Origin of the sequence: Azospirillum sp. TSH58 (genome assembly GCF_003119115.1) — a bacterium.
Lineage (GTDB): Bacteria > Pseudomonadota > Alphaproteobacteria > Azospirillales > Azospirillaceae > Azospirillum.
Genome location: NZ_CP022369.1, coordinates 219951 through 235754, shown reverse-complemented (window position 1 = coordinate 235754; position 15804 = coordinate 219951). Strand labels below are relative to the sequence as shown.

Below are 15804 nucleotides of genomic sequence, written 5' to 3'. Positions count from 1 at the left end.
TGATGATGCTACTAATTGCGTATGCTGCAAACGGTATGATGGAGTCTCGTCGGCCTATTTTGCGGTTATGTTTTGTCTCATTAGAATAGCCGTGTCGGATGGTGATCCAGATCAAGTCAATCAGCGGCACAATGAGGGACTGTTGCCGTGATGAGCCCAAGCGTTGAAAGATCGGCGGCGAAAAACCCGTGGCTGCGCCTCAGCCCCAACCGAGTTTTCGAAGCCACTTTTTCCTGATGAGGGCGGTGCTCAAGCTTAACCCCGTGCATTGCACAGGAGGCGGCCATGATGCCAACCGGTGACCTTGCGGAAGTCGATCATCTCCATGCCGAACTCATGAACGCGATTGCCTTGGCCCTGGCGAGCGGCAGGCATCGCGATCAGGATTTGCTGTTTCTCTTTCAATGGGTACACGAGGTGGGACAGGCCGAAGCAATGGACCGCGTCCGGTCCGTTGCAAGCGAGGCGCCGGACCGGACAATGGAGATGGACTGCCAGAGCGTGTTGCGGTCACTCGTCTGCACGCCGGCACACACGCCTCTCGGGATCGCCGCGAAGCTGGCGGTCGCATGCGCGATGTTCGATGCTTTCAAAGTGGCTCAGGAGGCGCCGGGAGGTCCTGTGGCGCCCCATGTCATTCTGTCCGCTTTTTTCGACGCCATGGCCCAGGCTCAGCTGCTTCCGCTGGAGCGGCCAAGCCTTTCGCACTGACTCCAGGCTGAGGAGGCGGTCATGCAATCAGACTGCCAAGCGTGCCCGCTGCGACGTGACGGGTTGTGTGCAAGCGTTGCGGATGAACAGTTGCCCAGCTGGGCGGCGATCAAACGCCCGGTCCGCACCATCCGTGCCGGCGCCAGTTTGTTTGTCGAAGGTGACGAAAACGAGATGGTCTACATCGTTCGCCGTGGCTGGGCGCTGGCGTCCATGATGCACGAGAACGGTCGGCGCCAAGTGCTGCGTTTCGTCATGCCGGGAAACCTGATCGGTTTCGAGCGGGCTCCCGACGGTGGCATGCCCTGCACGGTTGAAGCGCTCACCGATCTGATCGTCTGTCCGATGCCACGCCATTCCCTGATGCGCTTTTGCCAACAGGTGCCGAACGTTGCCTTGCGGATGGCATCCTTGCTCGCTGCCGAAACGATCTCTGATTGGCGGCTCCTGGGCGGGCTCGGCACCCGCACCGCCACGGAGCGGATTGCCCGGCTTCTCCTTGCCCTTTACAATCGGCAACGGCAAAGAACCGCACCGGACATTTCGGACGTGACGCTGCCGATCAGTCAGGTTCTCATTGCCGATGCCACAGGGCTGACACCGGTCCACGTCTGTCGGACGCTCAAGGAGATGCGTACGGCTGGGCTGCTGTCCTTTGCGAAAGGCCACCTGCGTGTGCTCGATTGGATGCGGCTCACTGAACTGGCCGAGATGAACGACGCCACGGCACCTCAGCCACTGGCCAAGCAGGACGTGTCGTTGCCACTCACCAATCCACGGGACCGCGGTCGATTGCCACAAGATTTCCGGGAACCCTTCTTGGACGCGCCTGGGGCGAGCGGAAGTCAGGTTATGGAGCTTCCCAGTCGATCCGCACCGGATTGACTCTGTCATCAGTAATTCTTAATCGACTTCGGCCGTTGATTTAAATGCTGTATGGCAAGGACCGGGAGAGCAATTCTGAATTCGAACGGGTGCCAGCAGCGACAGCACAGCGCAATGCTGCGTCGACAAACGTGGCAGGCCGTCAATTCCACCGCCAGGGCAGACTTGAATCGGAACCGCGGCAACATGTGGAGCAGCGTTGTGTGGTCGACATGAGGGGCGCACAGCGGGAGGACGCCATCTCAGACGGTCAGCACCGCCGCTCCGGTGACGGTCCCGCAGCGCAGCGCTTCCACAGCTTCATCGGCCTGGGCGAGGCGAAAGGGCGTTGTGCGGGTCCGTACGGGGATGCGGGGCGCAAGGGCCAGGAACTCCTCCCCGTCCCGGCGGGTGAGATTGGCGACGGAGCGGATCACCCGCTCACCCCATAGGATGTCATAGGGGAAGGAGGGTCTGTCGCTCATGTGGATGCCGGCGCAGACGACGGTGCCCCCCTTCACCACCGCCCGCAGCGCCGTTGGAATCAGCGCGCCGACAGGGGCGAAGAGAATGGCGGCATCCAGAGGCTCCGGAGGGGGCTCTCCAGACCCGCCGGCCCATGCCGCGCCAAGATCACGGGCCAGGGCCTGTGCAGCCTCATCCCCAGTCCGCGTGAAAGCGAAAACCCGCTGACCCCGGTGCCGGGCAATCCGGATGACGATGTGCGCAGCGGCCCCGAAGCCGTATAGACCCAGGCGTTCCACCTCCCCGACGGCCCGGAGGGCGCGGTAACCGATCATGCCAGCGCACATCAGCGGTGCCGCTTCGATGTCCGTGTAGAATCGGTCGACAGGAAAGGCGTAGCGAGCGTCGGCAACCGCCATCTCGGCGTAGCCGCCGTCGATCTGATAGCCGGTGTAGCGCGCGGTCGCACAGGTTCTCGCGTCCCGAGCGGCAATAGACGCATTCGCCGCAACTCCAGCCGAGCCAGGCGATGCCCACGCGGTCCCCAAGATGAAGGCGCTCCACGCCTGGCCCGGTTTCGAGGATGCTCCCGAAGATCTCATGGCCGGGAATAAGTGGCCGTTTGTGATGTGGCAACTCGCCGTCCATGACGTGCAGGTCGGTTCGGCACACCGCGCAGGCGTGCACAGTGATCAGGATTTGGCCCGGTCCTGGTTCTGGATCGCAGCGAGGCGGGAATCAGCGATGCGCGCGGCTGCGGCAGGATCATCGCTCTCATGCTCAGCCCTCCATGTGAAGGTCTGCTTCACGATCGTTCTGGACGTTGGCGGCCTCCTGCGACCTTGATCCAGGCCCGCCGCGCGGAGTGGTTGGGCTCGCGTTAGCGCGACATCCCTTGCAGATAGGCGATAACGTCATCGATCTCCGAGCGTGAAAGGTGCAGGTCCGGCATCGGCGGGTGAGGAAAGGTCAGCCATTGCCGCAACCAATTCGGACTGCGATTCGGATCGCGCGCGATGCTGGCCAATGTCGGAACCGCGTCGGTGCCGCGCACGACATGGCTGTCCGCATTGCTGTCCGAAGTCAGGTGGCAGGCGGCGCACCAACGCTCGGCGATGCTTCTGCCCGCTTCCGCGTCCGCCGCCTGTGTCACGTCCGCCATGGCGAAAAACGTCATCAACACCCCCGCGCATAGCCCCGTCTTCATTGCAAGTCTTTCTTTAGGGACATCAGGTACGCGACGACATCGTCGGTTTCTTCCATGGACAGACGGATGTTCGGCATGACTGGGTGGGATGTCCGCAGGTAGCTGCGCAGGGCCATTTCGGTCACCCCTGGATCGCGCATTCGCTCCACCAGGTCGGGCGCAGCAAGCTCCTCCTGCATGGGGGGCGGCTTGGCCGTTGGCGGTTGCGACACGCGGTGGCACTCACCGCAGACCTCCTCGGCCAAGTGGCGCCCGAAGCCGATGCTGCCTGGTCCATCGGACGCGGCGTGCGCGGACGCGGCAACAATCGACGAAACGATGATTGCTCCGACCGCTAGGCTGGGCAGTCGGCACGGAGTGTCGACCATGTCAGGCCTCCCTGTGCCACTGGGCTGGTGCAATTTGTAAAGCGTCTTGTGCAGAAACGGCCGCCCGCCCGAAGCCGGCGGCAAGCCGCAAAGGTTCTGCGATGATCAGCTGCATGCTATGGCTGGGACGCTCAGGAAGTCCACTCTTCGTACGAGGTACATGGCTGCCCGCGCCGTATCTTCGCCGAACGCCTGCCCATCGCCGCTCTTGCTCAGTTCTGCGTCGCGATCCTGCAGATCGAACAGTCCAGGTTGCCCGGCCATGCTTCCGTCCTCCCTCGCCTTCAGGACACACGAACGGCTTTGTCACGTGAACTGAACCATCGCACCGGAAGCCCGGAGCCCCTGACGGGTTCATGCCGCGGCGGTCGCGGCCTGCCAATCGGTCATCGCCTGCACCCGGACGGTGCGCAAGGTGCGGCGGGAAACCAAGTGGCGCTATAGGTTGAAGGTGTTGCAGGCGGCGTGCATCGCGACGAAGCGCTGGGCGGACCCGGGTGATTTGAACCGCTGCATCTTGCGTTCGCAGCGACGCAGCGGCTGGTGCGAGACCTCGGCCCGGTTGTTTTTGCGGCGGCCCTGCTCGTGGCGGGCCGATAGGCAAATCTCATGGAAGGCGGCTTCATAGAACCGTAGCTCACCGGTGGTGACCTGGGTGGGTGCGAATCCGTATTCCTTGAGCCGCTTGCGTATTGGAGCGGCCCCCGGAGGCTCGCCGATGAGGGGGGTGCTGTCGACGTGACCCGACGGGGCTGGAGAGTTGCGGGGGTGAACCAAGAATTTTCCGGAAATTCGGCAGATTTCCGCAACAATTAAGGGAAAAATCTAATAATTCCGGATACAAATGCGGAATTTTGCCCGCTAACCTTGCCTATGGGACCGGTGCATCAGACGCACCCATAATCAAAGAACAGGGGGCATTTCATGATTTCTTCGATCAAGAGGATCGGCTTTACGCTTGCTATGACTTTGTTGTGCGGAACGTATGTTTTTTCCGCCCAGGCCGAGCCGGTTTCCATCGGCGCGGTGATTCCTCTGTCCGGCGCCAGCGCCACCATCGGCGCCGACCAGCTCCGCGGCATCGAGATCGCGACGGAGGAGGTGAACGCCAACGGCGGCGTGCTCGGCCAGCCGCTGAAGGTGATCGTGGAGGACTCCGGCGGGCGCCCGCCCTCCGCGCTCGACGCCGCGCGCAAGCTGGTGACGGTCAACAACGTGCCGCTGGTGATCGGCGAATATTCGTCGGGCAACACCCTGCCCATCGGCCAGTATCTGGTGCAGCAAAAGCGCATCCACCTGAACCCGGCCAGCACCAGCGGCCTGCTGCGCGACCTGGGCGAGGGGCATTTCAGCTTGGTCGGCCTCGACCATGTGACCACGAAGTTCGCCGCCGACGACATCATGGCCCAAGGCTGGCGCAAGGCGGTCATCATCGCCCCCAACAACGCCTTCGGCCAGGGCGTGATCGAACAGTTCACCAAGCATTTCAAGGCGGTGGGCGGTCAGGTGCTGGCCTCCATCGCCTATCCGGAGGGGCAGACCACCTACCGGCGCGAACTCCAACAGCTCGCCCAGGCCAAGCCGGACGTGTTCGTCTACTCCGCCTACAGCCGCGAGGGTGCCGTCATCAACCGCGAGGCGTCCGAGCTGGGCCTGAACGAGACGCCCTGGTACGGCTATCTCTTGTCCATGTCCACCGCCGACAGCGACCCGAAGACCAAGCAGGGCCAGTACGGGCTCGAGGTCAACTACATCGGCCCGAACGGCGGCGCCTACCAGGACGCCTACAAGAAGAAGTACGGCGAGGACTTCCGCACGACCTGGAACGGTTACACCTACGACGCCGTGAAGATCGCCGCCGCCGCCATCAACAAGGCGGGCAGCACCGACCCGGCCGCCATCGGCGCGGCGCTGAAGGAGCTGGGCAAGGGCTATGAAGGCGCCACCGGCCAGATCACCTTCGACGCGAACCGGATGCGCGACAGCCAGCCCTATCTGAAGATGAAGGTGGACAACGGCAAGCTCGTGCTCCGCTGAGCGCGCCGGGGCCGGGCGCCGCGGCGTCCGGCCCCCGACCGGATCGCACGAGGGGTCTTCTCACGATGGTACAATTCTTTTCCGACGTCCTCATCCGGACCGTCGATCTCGCCCTCATCGCGGTGGGGCTGAGCTGCGTCTACTCCCTCATCCGCTTCCCCAACATCGCGCTCGTCCAATACGCGGTCGCCGGGTCCTTCCTGGCGCTGCTGCTGCAAGGCACCGGGTTGCCGCTGCCGGTGGCCGGGCTGCTCGCCTGCCTGCTGGTCGGCGGCCTCGCCGTGCTGCTGAACGTGACGGTGTTCGAACGGCTGCTCGCCTCCGGCTCGGCCATCGCCATGGTTGGATCGCTGGCCGTCACGATGATCCTGTCGGCAGTCTTCCTGGTGGTCTTCGGGCCGGACTCCCGTCGTTTCGACCTGAACAGCCACCCGGTCATCCGTGTTCTGGACGCCCGGCTGACGGTTCACCAGCTCACCGCCGTCGGACTGACCGCCGGGGCCGTGATCGTTCTGGCGCTGCTGCTGTTCCGCACCACGCTGGGCCGCTCCATGCGGGCGACGGCGACCAACCGGGTGCTGGCCGCCGCCACCGGAATCGACGCGCGCCTCATCACCAACACGGTGGTCTTCCTCAGCGGCGTCCTGGCCGCGCTGGGCGGCATCGGGCTGGCGCTGAAGGGCGAGATGAACATCCAGCTCGGCATGGACGTGCTGCTGCCGGTCTTCGCCGCGGCCATCCTGGGGGGTCTGGGCAACACGCTGGGCGCGGTGGCCGGGGCGGTCATCATCGCCACGGCGGAGACGCTGGTCACCAACGTCAACCTCGGCCCGCTGGTGGGAGAGCCGCTTCTGTTCCTGCCGGCCAGCTACGCCACGGCGATGTCCTTCCTGATCCTGGTCGCCGCCCTGCTGGTCCGCCCCCACGGCCTGTTCGTCAGCGAGGTGAAGCGTGTTTGAGTTCCTGATCCACGTCTCCACCATGGCCTGCCTGTTCGGGTTGCTGGCGCTCAGCCTCAACCTCCAGGTCGGCTTCGCCGGTCTGGTGAATTTCGGCCACATCGCCCTGTTCGGCTGCGGCACCTACGGTGCGGCCATCGCCTTCGCCAACCAGTGGGGCCCGGTGGCCGGGCTGCTGCTGGGCGGTGCTGCTGCGGCGCTGCTCGCGCTGGCCTTCGCGCGGTTGGGGCGCAATCTGGGCGCGGACTATTGGGGCATCGCCACCCTGTCCATCGCCGAGATCCTGCGCACCTTCGCCACCAACGAGCAATGGCTGACCGGCGGCGCGCAAGGCATCCACGGGCTGCCGATGCTGTTCGGCTCCCTGCCGGCGCCCTGGGGGCCGCTGGCCACGCTGGCGCTGTGCGCCGTTCTGCTGGCGGCCTGCTGGGCGCTGTGCCAGCGCCTCGTCAACGGGCGCTACGGGCTGGCGTTGAAGCTGCTGCGGGAGGAGCCGCAACTGGCCTCATCGCTCGGCTACGACCTCGCGGCGCTGCGCCGCACGCCGCTGGTCATCAGCGGGCTGATCGCCGCCATCGCCGGCTTCCTGTTCGCCCATTACGCCACCTTCGTGGGGCCGGACCAGCTCTACAGCGCCGAGACCTTCCTGATCTGGTCCATGCTGATCGTCGGCGGGCTGGGCAACAATCTGGGGGCGGTGGCCGGAGCCTTCCTCATGCAGTTCCTGCTGGCCTACGTGCCCTTCGTGAAGGACGCGCTGGGCCTGCCGTCGGAGTTCGTGGCGGCGATGCGGCTGACCCTGGTCGGCGGCGGTCTGCTGGCCTTCCTCCTCTGGCGCACCCAGGGCCTGATCCCCGAGCGCATCGGAGGGCGCCATGCTTGAGACGATCCTGTCCACTGAATCCATCCGGAAATCCTTCGGCGCCCATTGCGTGCTGGACGGCGTGTCGCTGTCGGTCCGCAAGGGGGAGATCGTCGGGCTGCTCGGCCCCAACGGCTCGGGCAAGAGCACGCTGCTGAACATCCTCTCGGGCTTCACGCCCAGCGACGGCGGCGCGGTCAATGTGGACGGCCACGACGTGACCGGCCTTCCGCCTCACGCCATCGCCCGGCTGGGACTGGTGCGGACCTTCCAGTTGCCGTCGATGCCGCACCGCATGACCGTGCGGGAGGTGCTCCAGGCCGGTTGCCGGCGCGAGGCGGGCCTGGGCGGCGCGCTGCGGCGCTGGCGCTACGACGCCGAGGTGGCGCGGCTGCTCGACCAGTTCCTGCTGACCCGCGTGCAGGACCAGCCGGCCAGCGCCCTGTCCGGCGGGCAAAAGAAGCTGCTGTCCATCGCCACGGCGCTGCGCAGCCGCCCCAAGCTGCTGTGCCTGGACGAGCCGACGGCGGGCGTCCACCCCAACCTGCGCAGCCGCATGGTGGAACTGCTGAAGGCGGTCAACGCCCAGGGCGTGACCATCCTGGTCGTCGAGCACGACATGGAGTTCATCCGCGAGCTGTGCGGCCGCTGCGTCGTTCTGGACCGTGGCGCGCTGATCGCCGACTGCGCCCCGCGGGAGCTGGTGGAGAACCCGCGGGTGGTCGAGGCCTATCTCGGCAAGGCCGTGGAGAAGGGGAAGCTGACGGCATGATCGATGTATCCAACGTGCGGGCCGGCTATGGCGACGGCGCCGACATCCTGAACGGCATCTCCCTGCACGCCGCGGGAGGCGAGATCGTCACCATCCTGGGGCCGAACGGCTGCGGCAAGTCCACGCTGCTGAAATGCATCGCCGGATTCCTGGCCCCGCGCGCCGGCACCATCGCAATCGACGGCGAGGACGTCGGCGCGGTGCCGGTCCACCGCAAGGTGCGCGGCTACGGCGTCGGCTTCGTGCCGCAGACGGACAACGTCTTCGCGACGCTGAGCGTGTCGGAGAACATCCGCCTGGGCGCCCGCCACCTGCCGCGGGCGGAGCGGGAGGACCGCTTCGACGCGCTGATGCGCCAGTACCCGACCCTGGCCGCCAAGCAGAACCGCAAGGCGTCGGCCCTGTCGGGCGGCGAGCGGCAGATCCTGTCGCTGGCGCGGGCGCTGATCGCCGGGCCGAAGATCCTGCTGCTGGACGAACCCTCCGCCGGCCTGTCGCCGCTGATGATGCACGAGGTGTTCGACGCCATCGCGGGCATCCGCGACGACACCGGCATGTGCATCGTCATGGTCGAGCAGAACGCCTTCGAGGCGCTGGGCATCGCCGACCGCGCCTATGTGCTGACTCTCGGCACGGTGGCGATGGAGGGCTGTGCCCGCGATCTGCTGGCCGACCCGTCGATGCGGGAGCTGTATCTGGGCGGCAGCGTCGCCGGCTGACGAAACGGGAAGGGCGCGCCGTGGCCGTCAGAGCGGCAGCGGCGCGTCGTTCTTGACCTCCTCCATCACCGCGTAGGTGCGGGTTTCCCGGACGCCGGGCAGCGGCAGCAGAACGTCGCCCAGGAAGCGCCGGTAGGCGGCCATGTCGGCCACGCGGGTCTTCACCAGATAATCGAACCCACCGGCCACCATGTGGCATTCCAGCACTTCCGGCGCGCGGCGGATGGCCTGGGCGAAGCGGTCGAACACGTCGGGCGTGGTCTTGTCCAGCAGCACCTCGACGAAGACGAGGAGTCCGAAGCCCAGCCTCTGGGGCGCCAGACGAGCGCCGAATCCTTCGATGTAGCCGTCTTTCTGCAGGCGCTTGAGCCGCTCGCCGGTCGTGGTGGGCGACAGGCCGATGCGCTCTGCCAGTTCGACCGCGGCGATCCGCCCTTCGACCTGGAGGACCGACAGAATGCGGCGGTCGATCTTGTCAATGTCCGACATGCTCAATTTCCCGATACACTGTGTCGTATATTATATCGTATACTTTATGAGGTGAAGGGCAATCCGCGGTGGTTGCGGCAAAAGTCCGGGAGGGATGCGGCGGGTGCCGCTCCCTCCCGGACATTCTCGCCTGGGCACGGTTCAGGGGAACAGGCCGCGGGTCTTCTTGGCGTCGCGGACCTTGGACACGCCGATGGCCATGGCGGCGACGCGGGTGGACACGCGCTCGCGCGCGGCGCGTTCGGTGACCTGATGGAACACGCGGTCGAGATGGCCGTACAGCCGCCCGATCACTTCGTCCCGGCCCCAGAAGAACTGCTGGAGATCCTGCACCCACTCGAAATAGCTGACGATCACGCCGCCCGAGTTGCACAGGATGTCGGGGATGACGAACAGGTCGTCGCCGCGCTCGGCCAGGATGCGGTCGGCCTCCGGGGTGGTCGGGCCGTTGGCGCCTTCGGCCAGGATGCGGCAGCGCAGGCGGGCGGCGTTCCGCTCCGTGATGACCCGTTCCATGGCCGCCGGCACCAGCACGTCGCAGGGCTGGAGCAGCAATTCCTCCCGGTCGATGCGCAATTCGTTCGAATAGCCGGCCAGCATGCCGTGTGCGGCGACGCGGCGGAGCAGATCCGGAACGTTCAGCCCCCGCGGGTCGAAATAGGCGGCCGTGTGGTCGCTGACGCCGAGGACGCGCACCCCTCGGGCGTGAAGCTCCTCCATCGCGACTCCGCCGACGTTGCCGAAGCCCTGCACGATGGCCGTCTCCGTGCACCAACGCCCATCGGCATGGGACCATGGATGCGGATGGCGCATAAGACGCGCCGGAACTCCAGCGCCGCCTGATCGCCATGCGTTTATCCCAATTATTCTGAACCAAAATAGGGGTGATCAAACCCACTTACGGAAGAACCGGCAAGCCCCTTTCCTTTGCATCGCGAACCTTTGTGTTGCGATACCCTTCTTGTTAGGCGCGTGGCGACTTGAAAGGTTCTTCCATGACCACTTGGACCCCCGATCCCAGCTTCTATCCGTCCCCACGCATGGCGATGCAGGCTCCCCCGGAGCGGCTGGCCTATGTGGCGATGTTGAACACGGACACCACCGCCCGCCCGGATGCCCTCGGTGTCGTTGACGTCGATCCCGGCTCTTCGGGTTACGGCCGGATCATCAGCCGCCTCGACATGCCAAATGTCGGTGACGAGTTGCATCATTTCGGCTGGAACGCCTGCAGTTCCGCTTTGTGCCCTTACGCGCCTCATCCGCACGTCGAGCGTCGCTACCTCATCGTACCTGGGCTGCGGTCCTCGCGTATTCACATCGTGGACACCAAGGCAGACCCAGCCCATCCAAAGATCGTCAAGGTGATCGAGCCGGAGCAGCTGGCCGCTCGCGCCAACTATTCCCGTCCCCACACGCTGCATTGCGGTCCTGAGGGCATCTATGTCAGCGCGCTCGGCAACGGCGAGGGCAATGGCGGTGGGCCGGGCGGTGTGTTCCTTATCGACCACGAGGCGTTCGACGTGCTCGGCCAATGGGAAATCGACCGCGGCCCGCAGTTCCTCTCTTACGACCTCTGGTGGCATCTCGGCCAGGATACGATGATCACCAGCGAATGGGGTACGCCCGACATGATCGAGGACGGCCTCAACCCGGAACTTCTGCTGGGTGCGAAGTATGGTCGCCGAGTCCACTTCTGGGACCTGCACCGCCGCCGGCACCGGCAGTCCATCGATTTGGGGCCGGAGTACCAGCTGGCACTGGAGTTGCGGCCGGCGCACGATCCGACCAAGGCGCATGGCTTCATGAACGCTGTGGTCAATCTGAAGGATCTCTCCTCGTCGATCTGGCTGTGGCATCGCGACGGCGGACAGTGGGCGATGCGGAAGGTCATCGACATCCCGGCTGAACCGGCCGACCCAGATCAACTGCCACCCATTCTCAAAGGCTTCAAGGCGGTGCCGCCGCTGGTCACCGACATCGACCTGTCACTGGACGACCGTTGGCTGTACGTGTCGTGCTGGGGCACCGGAGAGATGCAACGCTACGACGTCTCCGATCCCTTCCGACCCAAACTGACCGGCTCGGTCCGGTTGGGCGGGATCGTCGGGCGCAGCCGACATCCAAGCGCTGAAGGAGAGCTCAACGGCGGTCCGCAGATGGTCGAGGTCAGCCGTGACGGCAAACGGGTCTACTTCACCAACTCGCTGTACCGGAGCTGGGATGAGCAGTTCTATCCCGCGGGCATCAAGAGCTGGATGGTCAAGCTCGACGCCTCCCCGGAGGGTGGCCTGAGCATCGACGAGCGGTTCTTCCTGCGTTTCGACGACGGTTTCCGCGGACACCAGATCCGGCTGGAAGGCGGCGACGCGTCCTCGGACTCGTACTGCTATCCATGAGCGATGCGTGGCAGTGGCTGGCGCTGATCGGCCTCGGCGCATTCCACGGGGTCAACCCGGCCATGGGGTGGCTCTTCGCCGTAGCTCTCGGACTTCAGGAAGGCCGCCGCGGGGCGGTGATCAAGGCGCTGCCACCCATCGCGCTGGGCCACGCGCTATCAGTGCTGGTGGTGGTGATCAGCTTTACCATGGTCCAACTGGTCACCGCGCCGGATCTCCTGAAGCCGGCCATGGTGACGGTGCTGATCGGCCTTGGTGGCTATCGGCTGTTACGCGGCTACCGGCATCGGGTGCGGGTCGGCATGCGCACCGGTTTTGCCGGGCTGACGCTGTGGTCGTTCCTGATGGCATCGGCGCACGGGGCCGGGCTGATGCTCTTGCCCCTGCTGCTGGGCATGCTGGCGCCGGCCCAACTGATGGCGCTGTCGCTGTGTGGACCGGGAGCCGAGATGACGAGCACGATCGCCGCACTTGGGTCAGCGGCCGCCGGGCTGGCTGTCGTCCTGGTGCATATGGCAGCCATGCTGGCGGTAATCGCAATCGTGGGGCTGGTGGTCTTCGAGACCGTCGGGCTCGGCATCCTGCGCCGTGGCTGGGTGAACTTCGATCTGGTGTGGGCGGGCGCTTTGATCGGCACCGGGATTGGTCTCCTCCTCCTGGGATGACTGGCTTTGGCGCGACCAACGGACGATGGGAGGCACATGATGACGACGTATGTGATGCTGGCGAACTGGACCGATCAAGGGGTTCGCAACGTAAAGGATTCACCTGAGCGGCTGGACATGGCGAAGGCGGCCCTCGAAGAGATGGGTGGGCAGTTCCAGGCCATCTACATGACGATGGGCGAGTACGATCTGATCGCCGTGTATGACGCCCCTGACGATGCCATTGCCGCGCGGTTCGCATTGTTGCTCGGAGGGTTTGGCAACGTGCGAACCAAGACGCTCAAGGCGTTCCCCGAGCGGGCCTATCGCGAGATCATTGGGTCGCTCGGTTAGGGAGCAAATGGCTTTCTCCGGGTAAGGGCGGAGCCCGGCCGCCGCCTGCGGGGACATCCCCTTTCACCACCCTCCCTTCGGGCGGCTACCGAACCGAGATGGGTCGGCGAGGTCCTCGATGGCGTCGATCGCCTCCGCGGGGGTACCGTGCCACAGCAGCCGGCGTTGGTGCAAAAAGGACGGCTGATGACGCCGCTGCCGGAGATCCGGGTTCCGAGGACGGGGTACGTCGCGCTTGTTCCCCGCCACGCCGCTGCCGGAAACATGGTCGCCGGCTTCGTCGACTGGCTTGTCGCAGAAACCCAAGGATTACGGTGACGAGCCGGGCAGATCCGCGGTGCCGTAGCCGAATTTGAACATGGGGTGCAAAACCGACGCTGGATCTCGACGACGCGTTGGTCTTTTAATCTGTGCGAACCGGAAGCGGGCACGAAAACCCCAGGAGGTTCGCACGTCATTCTCATCAGTGACTTGTGCCGTTCTGACACCAAAGTGGCCGCTTCTCCGGCCGCTTCGGATGGAGGTTCGCACCGGTTAGGGGATTGCGGGTTGTTGGACAAGTGCATACAGATGAGGAGTCGCCCTCCGCACGAGGGCGTGGGTTGAAACTTACGTTTGCGCAGGCTGTTGCCTGGCCTTGATCGTTGCCCACCCGCACGACCATCACCTCGACGGAGCGCCTTTGCCGGGTTTGGATCGCCCCGGCCTCGCCGCGATCTCGGTCACGCCAGCCGCGCGAGCAACGCATCCAGCATTTGATCGCAGGCGGCCAACTGATCCTCCGCGACGAACTCGTCCGGCTTGTGGGCTTCGCCGATGCTGCCGGGGCCGCAGACGACGGTGGGAATGGACAGGCGCCGCTGGAACAGGCCGCCTTCGGTGCCGAAGGAAATCTTGCCAAGGCTGTTGCCGCCGGTGAGCGCCTTGACGAAGGACACCACCTCCGCATCCTCGTCGGTGTCGAGGGCGGGGTAGCTGGACAGCTCCGTGATGTCCACGGCGGCGGCGGGGAAGGCGGTCCGCAGACGCTTCTCCATGGCGTCCGCCTCGGCGCGGACGGCGTCGAGCAGAGGGTCCACCGGGTCCTGCGGCAGGTGGCGGATCTCCATGTCGAGACGGCACTGGTTGGGCACGATGTTCAGCGCGGTGCCGCCCTGGATGACGCCGGCGTGGATGGTGGTCCAGGGCACGTCATAGCCGGCGTCGCGCGCCCCCTCGGTCTGGACCCGCTCCTGAAGGCGGCGCAGACCGGTGAGCATGTCGCAGGCCATGTGGATGGCGTTCAGCCCCTGCGGCGCGAGGCTCGAATGGCATTCGGCGCCCCGGCAGTCGATGCGCAGCGCCGTCTTGCCCTTGTGGGCGGTGACCACCTGCATCAGCGTGGGTTCGCCGACGATGCAGAAGCGCGGGCGGACCGGCAGGGCGGCCATCATGTCGATCAGGCGCCGCACGCCCAGGCAGCCCACCTCCTCGTCATAGGACAGCGCGAGATGAAGCGGCTGGCTGAGCGTCCGCCCGGAGGCCCGCTCGGCCAGGGCCATCGCCGCGGCGATGAAGCCCTTCATGTCGGCGGTCCCGCGGCCGTAGAGATTGCCGGCCCGGCGGGTCAGGCGGAAGGGATCGCAGGTCCAGGCCTGCCCGTCCACCGGCACCACGTCGGTGTGGCCGGACAGCAGGATGCCCGGACGGTCGGCCGGCCCGACGCTGGCGAAGAGGTTGGCCTTGCGCCCGTCCTCGCTCGGCACCAGCCGCGTGGTGGCGCCGGCCGCCTCCAGCCGCTCCTTGGCCCAGAGGATGAGGTCGAGGTTGCTGTCGCGGCTGACCGTGGGAAAGGCCACCAGCCGCTCCAGAATGTCCAGCGTCGCGCCCATGGCGGTCATGGTCCTTCCTCCCTGGTCTTCGATCAGTTCCGGCTTTCCCAAGCCGGCGGTGCCGTCGGGACGGAGGTGGCCGTCGGCCGGCCTCCTCCGTTCCTCGTCAGGTGGCTCGGCTCACTTGGCGTCGAAGTAGCCGGCCTGGATGGTCTTGCCGATCAGGTTGCAGATGATGCGCCCGGCGGTGATGGCGGTGATGCCATTCACGTCCTTCTTCGGCGTGATCTCCACGATGTCCATGCCGACCACGCGGCCTTTCTTCACCAGACCGTGGATCAGCGTGCGGATCTGGGGATAGGTCACGCCGCCCGGCGCCGGGCCGTTGACGGCCGGCATGATGGTCGGGTCCATGCCGTCGGCGTCGATGGTCAGGTAGTAGCGCCCGCCGTCGGGAATGCGGTCGAGCACCGCCTTCATGCCGACGTCCTGCAGCTCCACGTCGGGGATCAGCACGGCGCCGTAGGCCTGGGCCGCCTCCACCTCCTCCGGCCGGGCGCTGCCGGCGGAGCGCAGGCCGATCTGGAAGATCTGCCCGACATGGTCCATCTCCGCCGCGCGCCGGATCGGGCTGGAATAGCCGCCGCGGGCGCCGTTCACATGGTCGCGCCAGTCGAGGTGCGCGTCGATGTGCACGAGCGTGATCGGACCCTGGTCGTCGTAGGCGCGCAGCACCGGGATCGGGATGCCGTGGTCGCCGCCGATGATGATCGGCAGCATGCCCTTGGCGAGCATCGCCCGCACCACCGCCTCGGCGTTGCGGTAATGCAGGTCGAGGTCGCGCGGGTTCGCCTTCACGTCGCCGCAGTCCACGACCTTGATGTCCTTCCCGCCGAGCAGCGGACCGCCGATGTCGAAGTCCCAGCGCTCCAGCTGGCGCAGCGCCCGCTCGGTGTAGCGGCGGACCCAGGTGGGCGCGTTGGTCTGGTCGTTGGTCACCTCGTCGATCGAATAGGGATCGCCGTAGGGGATGCCGAGGATGCCGATGTGGCCGTCGAGCTGGTCGAGATCCGTGCAGATCGGGAAGTCGAGGAAGCTCTGCAGTTCACGGCGCGGCGGGTTGGTCAGGGTGCTGCTCATGGCGGG

General features: G+C 65.8%; 17 protein-coding genes and 1 pseudogene. 10 read left to right on the top strand and 8 right to left on the bottom strand.

The window, feature by feature from the left end; genetic code table 11:
* Positions 1-285 precede the first annotated feature (285 nt).
* Positions 286-711, top strand: coding sequence for a hypothetical protein (locus TSH58p_RS31400; protein WP_109070930.1), 426 nt, complete (start codon positions 286-288; stop codon positions 709-711).
* 90 nt (positions 712-801) lie between these two features.
* Positions 802-1596 carry a Crp/Fnr family transcriptional regulator gene (locus tag TSH58p_RS31395; protein WP_158282627.1) on the top strand — a complete coding sequence of 265 codons (795 nt, stop codon included), beginning with the start codon at positions 802-804 and terminating at the stop codon, positions 1594-1596.
* 242 nt (positions 1597-1838) lie between these two features.
* Here TSH58p_RS31395 and TSH58p_RS31390 read toward each other — a convergent pair.
* From TSH58p_RS31390 to TSH58p_RS31375, 4 genes and pseudogenes are all read right to left on the bottom strand, one after another.
* A pseudogene (locus TSH58p_RS31390) lies at positions 1839-2818 on the bottom strand (zinc-dependent alcohol dehydrogenase family protein).
* A 102-nt stretch (positions 2819-2920) separates the two neighbouring features.
* Complete coding sequence (locus TSH58p_RS31385) at positions 2921-3217, bottom strand: c-type cytochrome (protein ID WP_158282626.1); 297 nt, start codon at positions 3215-3217, stop codon at positions 2921-2923.
* A gap of 26 nt (positions 3218-3243) precedes the next feature.
* Positions 3244-3615, bottom strand: a complete 372-nt coding sequence (locus TSH58p_RS31380; RefSeq protein ID WP_109070927.1) for a c-type cytochrome — start codon at positions 3613-3615, stop codon at positions 3244-3246.
* A gap of 438 nt (positions 3616-4053) precedes the next feature.
* Positions 4054-4392, bottom strand: a complete 339-nt coding sequence (locus tag TSH58p_RS31375) for a DDE-type integrase/transposase/recombinase (protein WP_158282625.1) — start codon at positions 4390-4392, stop codon at positions 4054-4056.
* A gap of 249 nt (positions 4393-4641) precedes the next feature.
* Here TSH58p_RS31375 and TSH58p_RS31370 point away from each other — a divergent pair, with 249 nt between their 5' ends.
* From TSH58p_RS31370 to TSH58p_RS31350, 5 genes are all read left to right on the top strand, one after another.
* Complete coding sequence (locus tag TSH58p_RS31370; RefSeq protein WP_199230163.1) at positions 4642-5652, top strand: ABC transporter substrate-binding protein; 1011 nt, start codon at positions 4642-4644, stop codon at positions 5650-5652.
* Positions 5653-5717: 65 nt separating this feature from the next.
* Positions 5718-6611 carry a branched-chain amino acid ABC transporter permease gene (locus TSH58p_RS31365; RefSeq protein ID WP_109070924.1) on the top strand — a complete coding sequence of 298 codons (894 nt, stop codon included), beginning with the start codon at positions 5718-5720 and terminating at the stop codon, positions 6609-6611.
* Positions 6604-7494: a branched-chain amino acid ABC transporter permease gene (locus TSH58p_RS31360; RefSeq protein WP_109070923.1), complete on the top strand. Its 891-nt coding sequence runs from the start codon at positions 6604-6606 to the stop codon at positions 7492-7494. Before TSH58p_RS31365 ends, TSH58p_RS31360 begins: the two co-directional genes overlap by 8 nt.
* Positions 7487-8245 (top strand): ABC transporter ATP-binding protein, encoded by a 759-nt coding sequence (locus TSH58p_RS31355; protein WP_109070922.1) that lies wholly within the window; start codon positions 7487-7489, stop codon positions 8243-8245. Before TSH58p_RS31360 ends, TSH58p_RS31355 begins: the two co-directional genes overlap by 8 nt.
* Positions 8242-8964 (top strand): ABC transporter ATP-binding protein, encoded by a 723-nt coding sequence (locus TSH58p_RS31350; RefSeq protein WP_109070921.1) that lies wholly within the window; start codon positions 8242-8244, stop codon positions 8962-8964. Before TSH58p_RS31355 ends, TSH58p_RS31350 begins: the two co-directional genes overlap by 4 nt.
* 27 nt (positions 8965-8991) lie before the next feature.
* Here TSH58p_RS31350 and TSH58p_RS31345 read toward each other — a convergent pair whose 3' ends face one another.
* Together TSH58p_RS31345 and TSH58p_RS31340 are read right to left on the bottom strand one after the other, a co-directional pair.
* On the bottom strand, positions 8992-9453 hold the full coding sequence (locus TSH58p_RS31345; RefSeq protein WP_094305433.1) for an Lrp/AsnC ligand binding domain-containing protein: 462 nt from the start codon (positions 9451-9453) through the stop codon (positions 8992-8994).
* Between the two features lie 141 nt (positions 9454-9594).
* Positions 9595-10206, bottom strand: a complete 612-nt coding sequence (locus TSH58p_RS31340; protein ID WP_199230162.1) for a Glu/Leu/Phe/Val dehydrogenase — start codon at positions 10204-10206, stop codon at positions 9595-9597.
* 242 nt (positions 10207-10448) lie between these two features.
* On the opposite strand from TSH58p_RS31340, the gene TSH58p_RS31335 reads away from it, so the two are divergent.
* The 3 genes from TSH58p_RS31335 to TSH58p_RS31325 are packed head-to-tail and all read left to right on the top strand — an operon-like array spanning position 10449 to position 12847.
* On the top strand, positions 10449-11849 hold the full coding sequence (locus tag TSH58p_RS31335; protein WP_109070919.1) for a selenium-binding protein SBP56-related protein: 1401 nt from the start codon (positions 10449-10451) through the stop codon (positions 11847-11849).
* Positions 11846-12514: a hypothetical protein gene (locus tag TSH58p_RS31330; protein ID WP_109070918.1), complete on the top strand. Its 669-nt coding sequence runs from the start codon at positions 11846-11848 to the stop codon at positions 12512-12514. Before TSH58p_RS31335 ends, TSH58p_RS31330 begins: the two co-directional genes overlap by 4 nt.
* A 39-nt stretch (positions 12515-12553) precedes the next feature.
* Complete coding sequence (locus TSH58p_RS31325; protein ID WP_109070949.1) at positions 12554-12847, top strand: GYD domain-containing protein; 294 nt, start codon at positions 12554-12556, stop codon at positions 12845-12847.
* A 722-nt stretch (positions 12848-13569) separates the two neighbouring features.
* Here TSH58p_RS31325 and argE read toward each other — a convergent pair.
* Together argE and TSH58p_RS31310 are read right to left on the bottom strand one after the other, a co-directional pair.
* The gene (argE, locus tag TSH58p_RS31315; protein WP_109070917.1) at positions 13570-14727 is read right to left on the bottom strand and encodes an acetylornithine deacetylase; all 1158 of its coding nucleotides are present in this window, start codon (positions 14725-14727) and stop codon (positions 13570-13572) included.
* A gap of 111 nt (positions 14728-14838) precedes the next feature.
* Positions 14839-15798: an agmatinase gene (locus tag TSH58p_RS31310; protein WP_014199764.1), complete on the bottom strand. Its 960-nt coding sequence runs from the start codon at positions 15796-15798 to the stop codon at positions 14839-14841.
* Between the last annotated feature and the right edge of the window lie 6 nt (positions 15799-15804).

What these genes read in the sequence shown, in the direction of transcription:
- TSH58p_RS31350 (WP_109070921.1), top strand. Translation starts at nt 8,242, where the DNA reads ATGATCGATGTATCCAACGTGCGGGCCGGCTATGGCGACGGCGCCGAC.
- TSH58p_RS31325 (WP_109070949.1), top strand. Translation starts at nt 12,554, where the DNA reads ATGACGACGTATGTGATGCTGGCGAACTGGACCGATCAAGGGGTTCGC.
- TSH58p_RS31385 (WP_158282626.1), bottom strand. Translation starts at nt 3,217, where the DNA reads ATGACGTTTTTCGCCATGGCGGACGTGACACAGGCGGCGGACGCGGAA.
- TSH58p_RS31355 (WP_109070922.1), top strand. Translation starts at nt 7,487, where the DNA reads ATGCTTGAGACGATCCTGTCCACTGAATCCATCCGGAAATCCTTCGGC.
- TSH58p_RS31400 (WP_109070930.1), top strand. Translation starts at nt 286, where the DNA reads ATGATGCCAACCGGTGACCTTGCGGAAGTCGATCATCTCCATGCCGAA.
- TSH58p_RS31335 (WP_109070919.1), top strand. Translation starts at nt 10,449, where the DNA reads ATGACCACTTGGACCCCCGATCCCAGCTTCTATCCGTCCCCACGCATG.
- argE (WP_109070917.1), bottom strand. Translation starts at nt 14,727, where the DNA reads ATGACCGCCATGGGCGCGACGCTGGACATTCTGGAGCGGCTGGTGGCC.
- TSH58p_RS31365 (WP_109070924.1), top strand. Translation starts at nt 5,718, where the DNA reads ATGGTACAATTCTTTTCCGACGTCCTCATCCGGACCGTCGATCTCGCC.
- TSH58p_RS31330 (WP_109070918.1), top strand. Translation starts at nt 11,846, where the DNA reads ATGAGCGATGCGTGGCAGTGGCTGGCGCTGATCGGCCTCGGCGCATTC.
- TSH58p_RS31345 (WP_094305433.1), bottom strand. Translation starts at nt 9,453, where the DNA reads ATGTCGGACATTGACAAGATCGACCGCCGCATTCTGTCGGTCCTCCAG.
- TSH58p_RS31310 (WP_014199764.1), bottom strand. Translation starts at nt 15,798, where the DNA reads ATGAGCAGCACCCTGACCAACCCGCCGCGCCGTGAACTGCAGAGCTTC.
- TSH58p_RS31380 (WP_109070927.1), bottom strand. Translation starts at nt 3,615, where the DNA reads ATGGTCGACACTCCGTGCCGACTGCCCAGCCTAGCGGTCGGAGCAATC.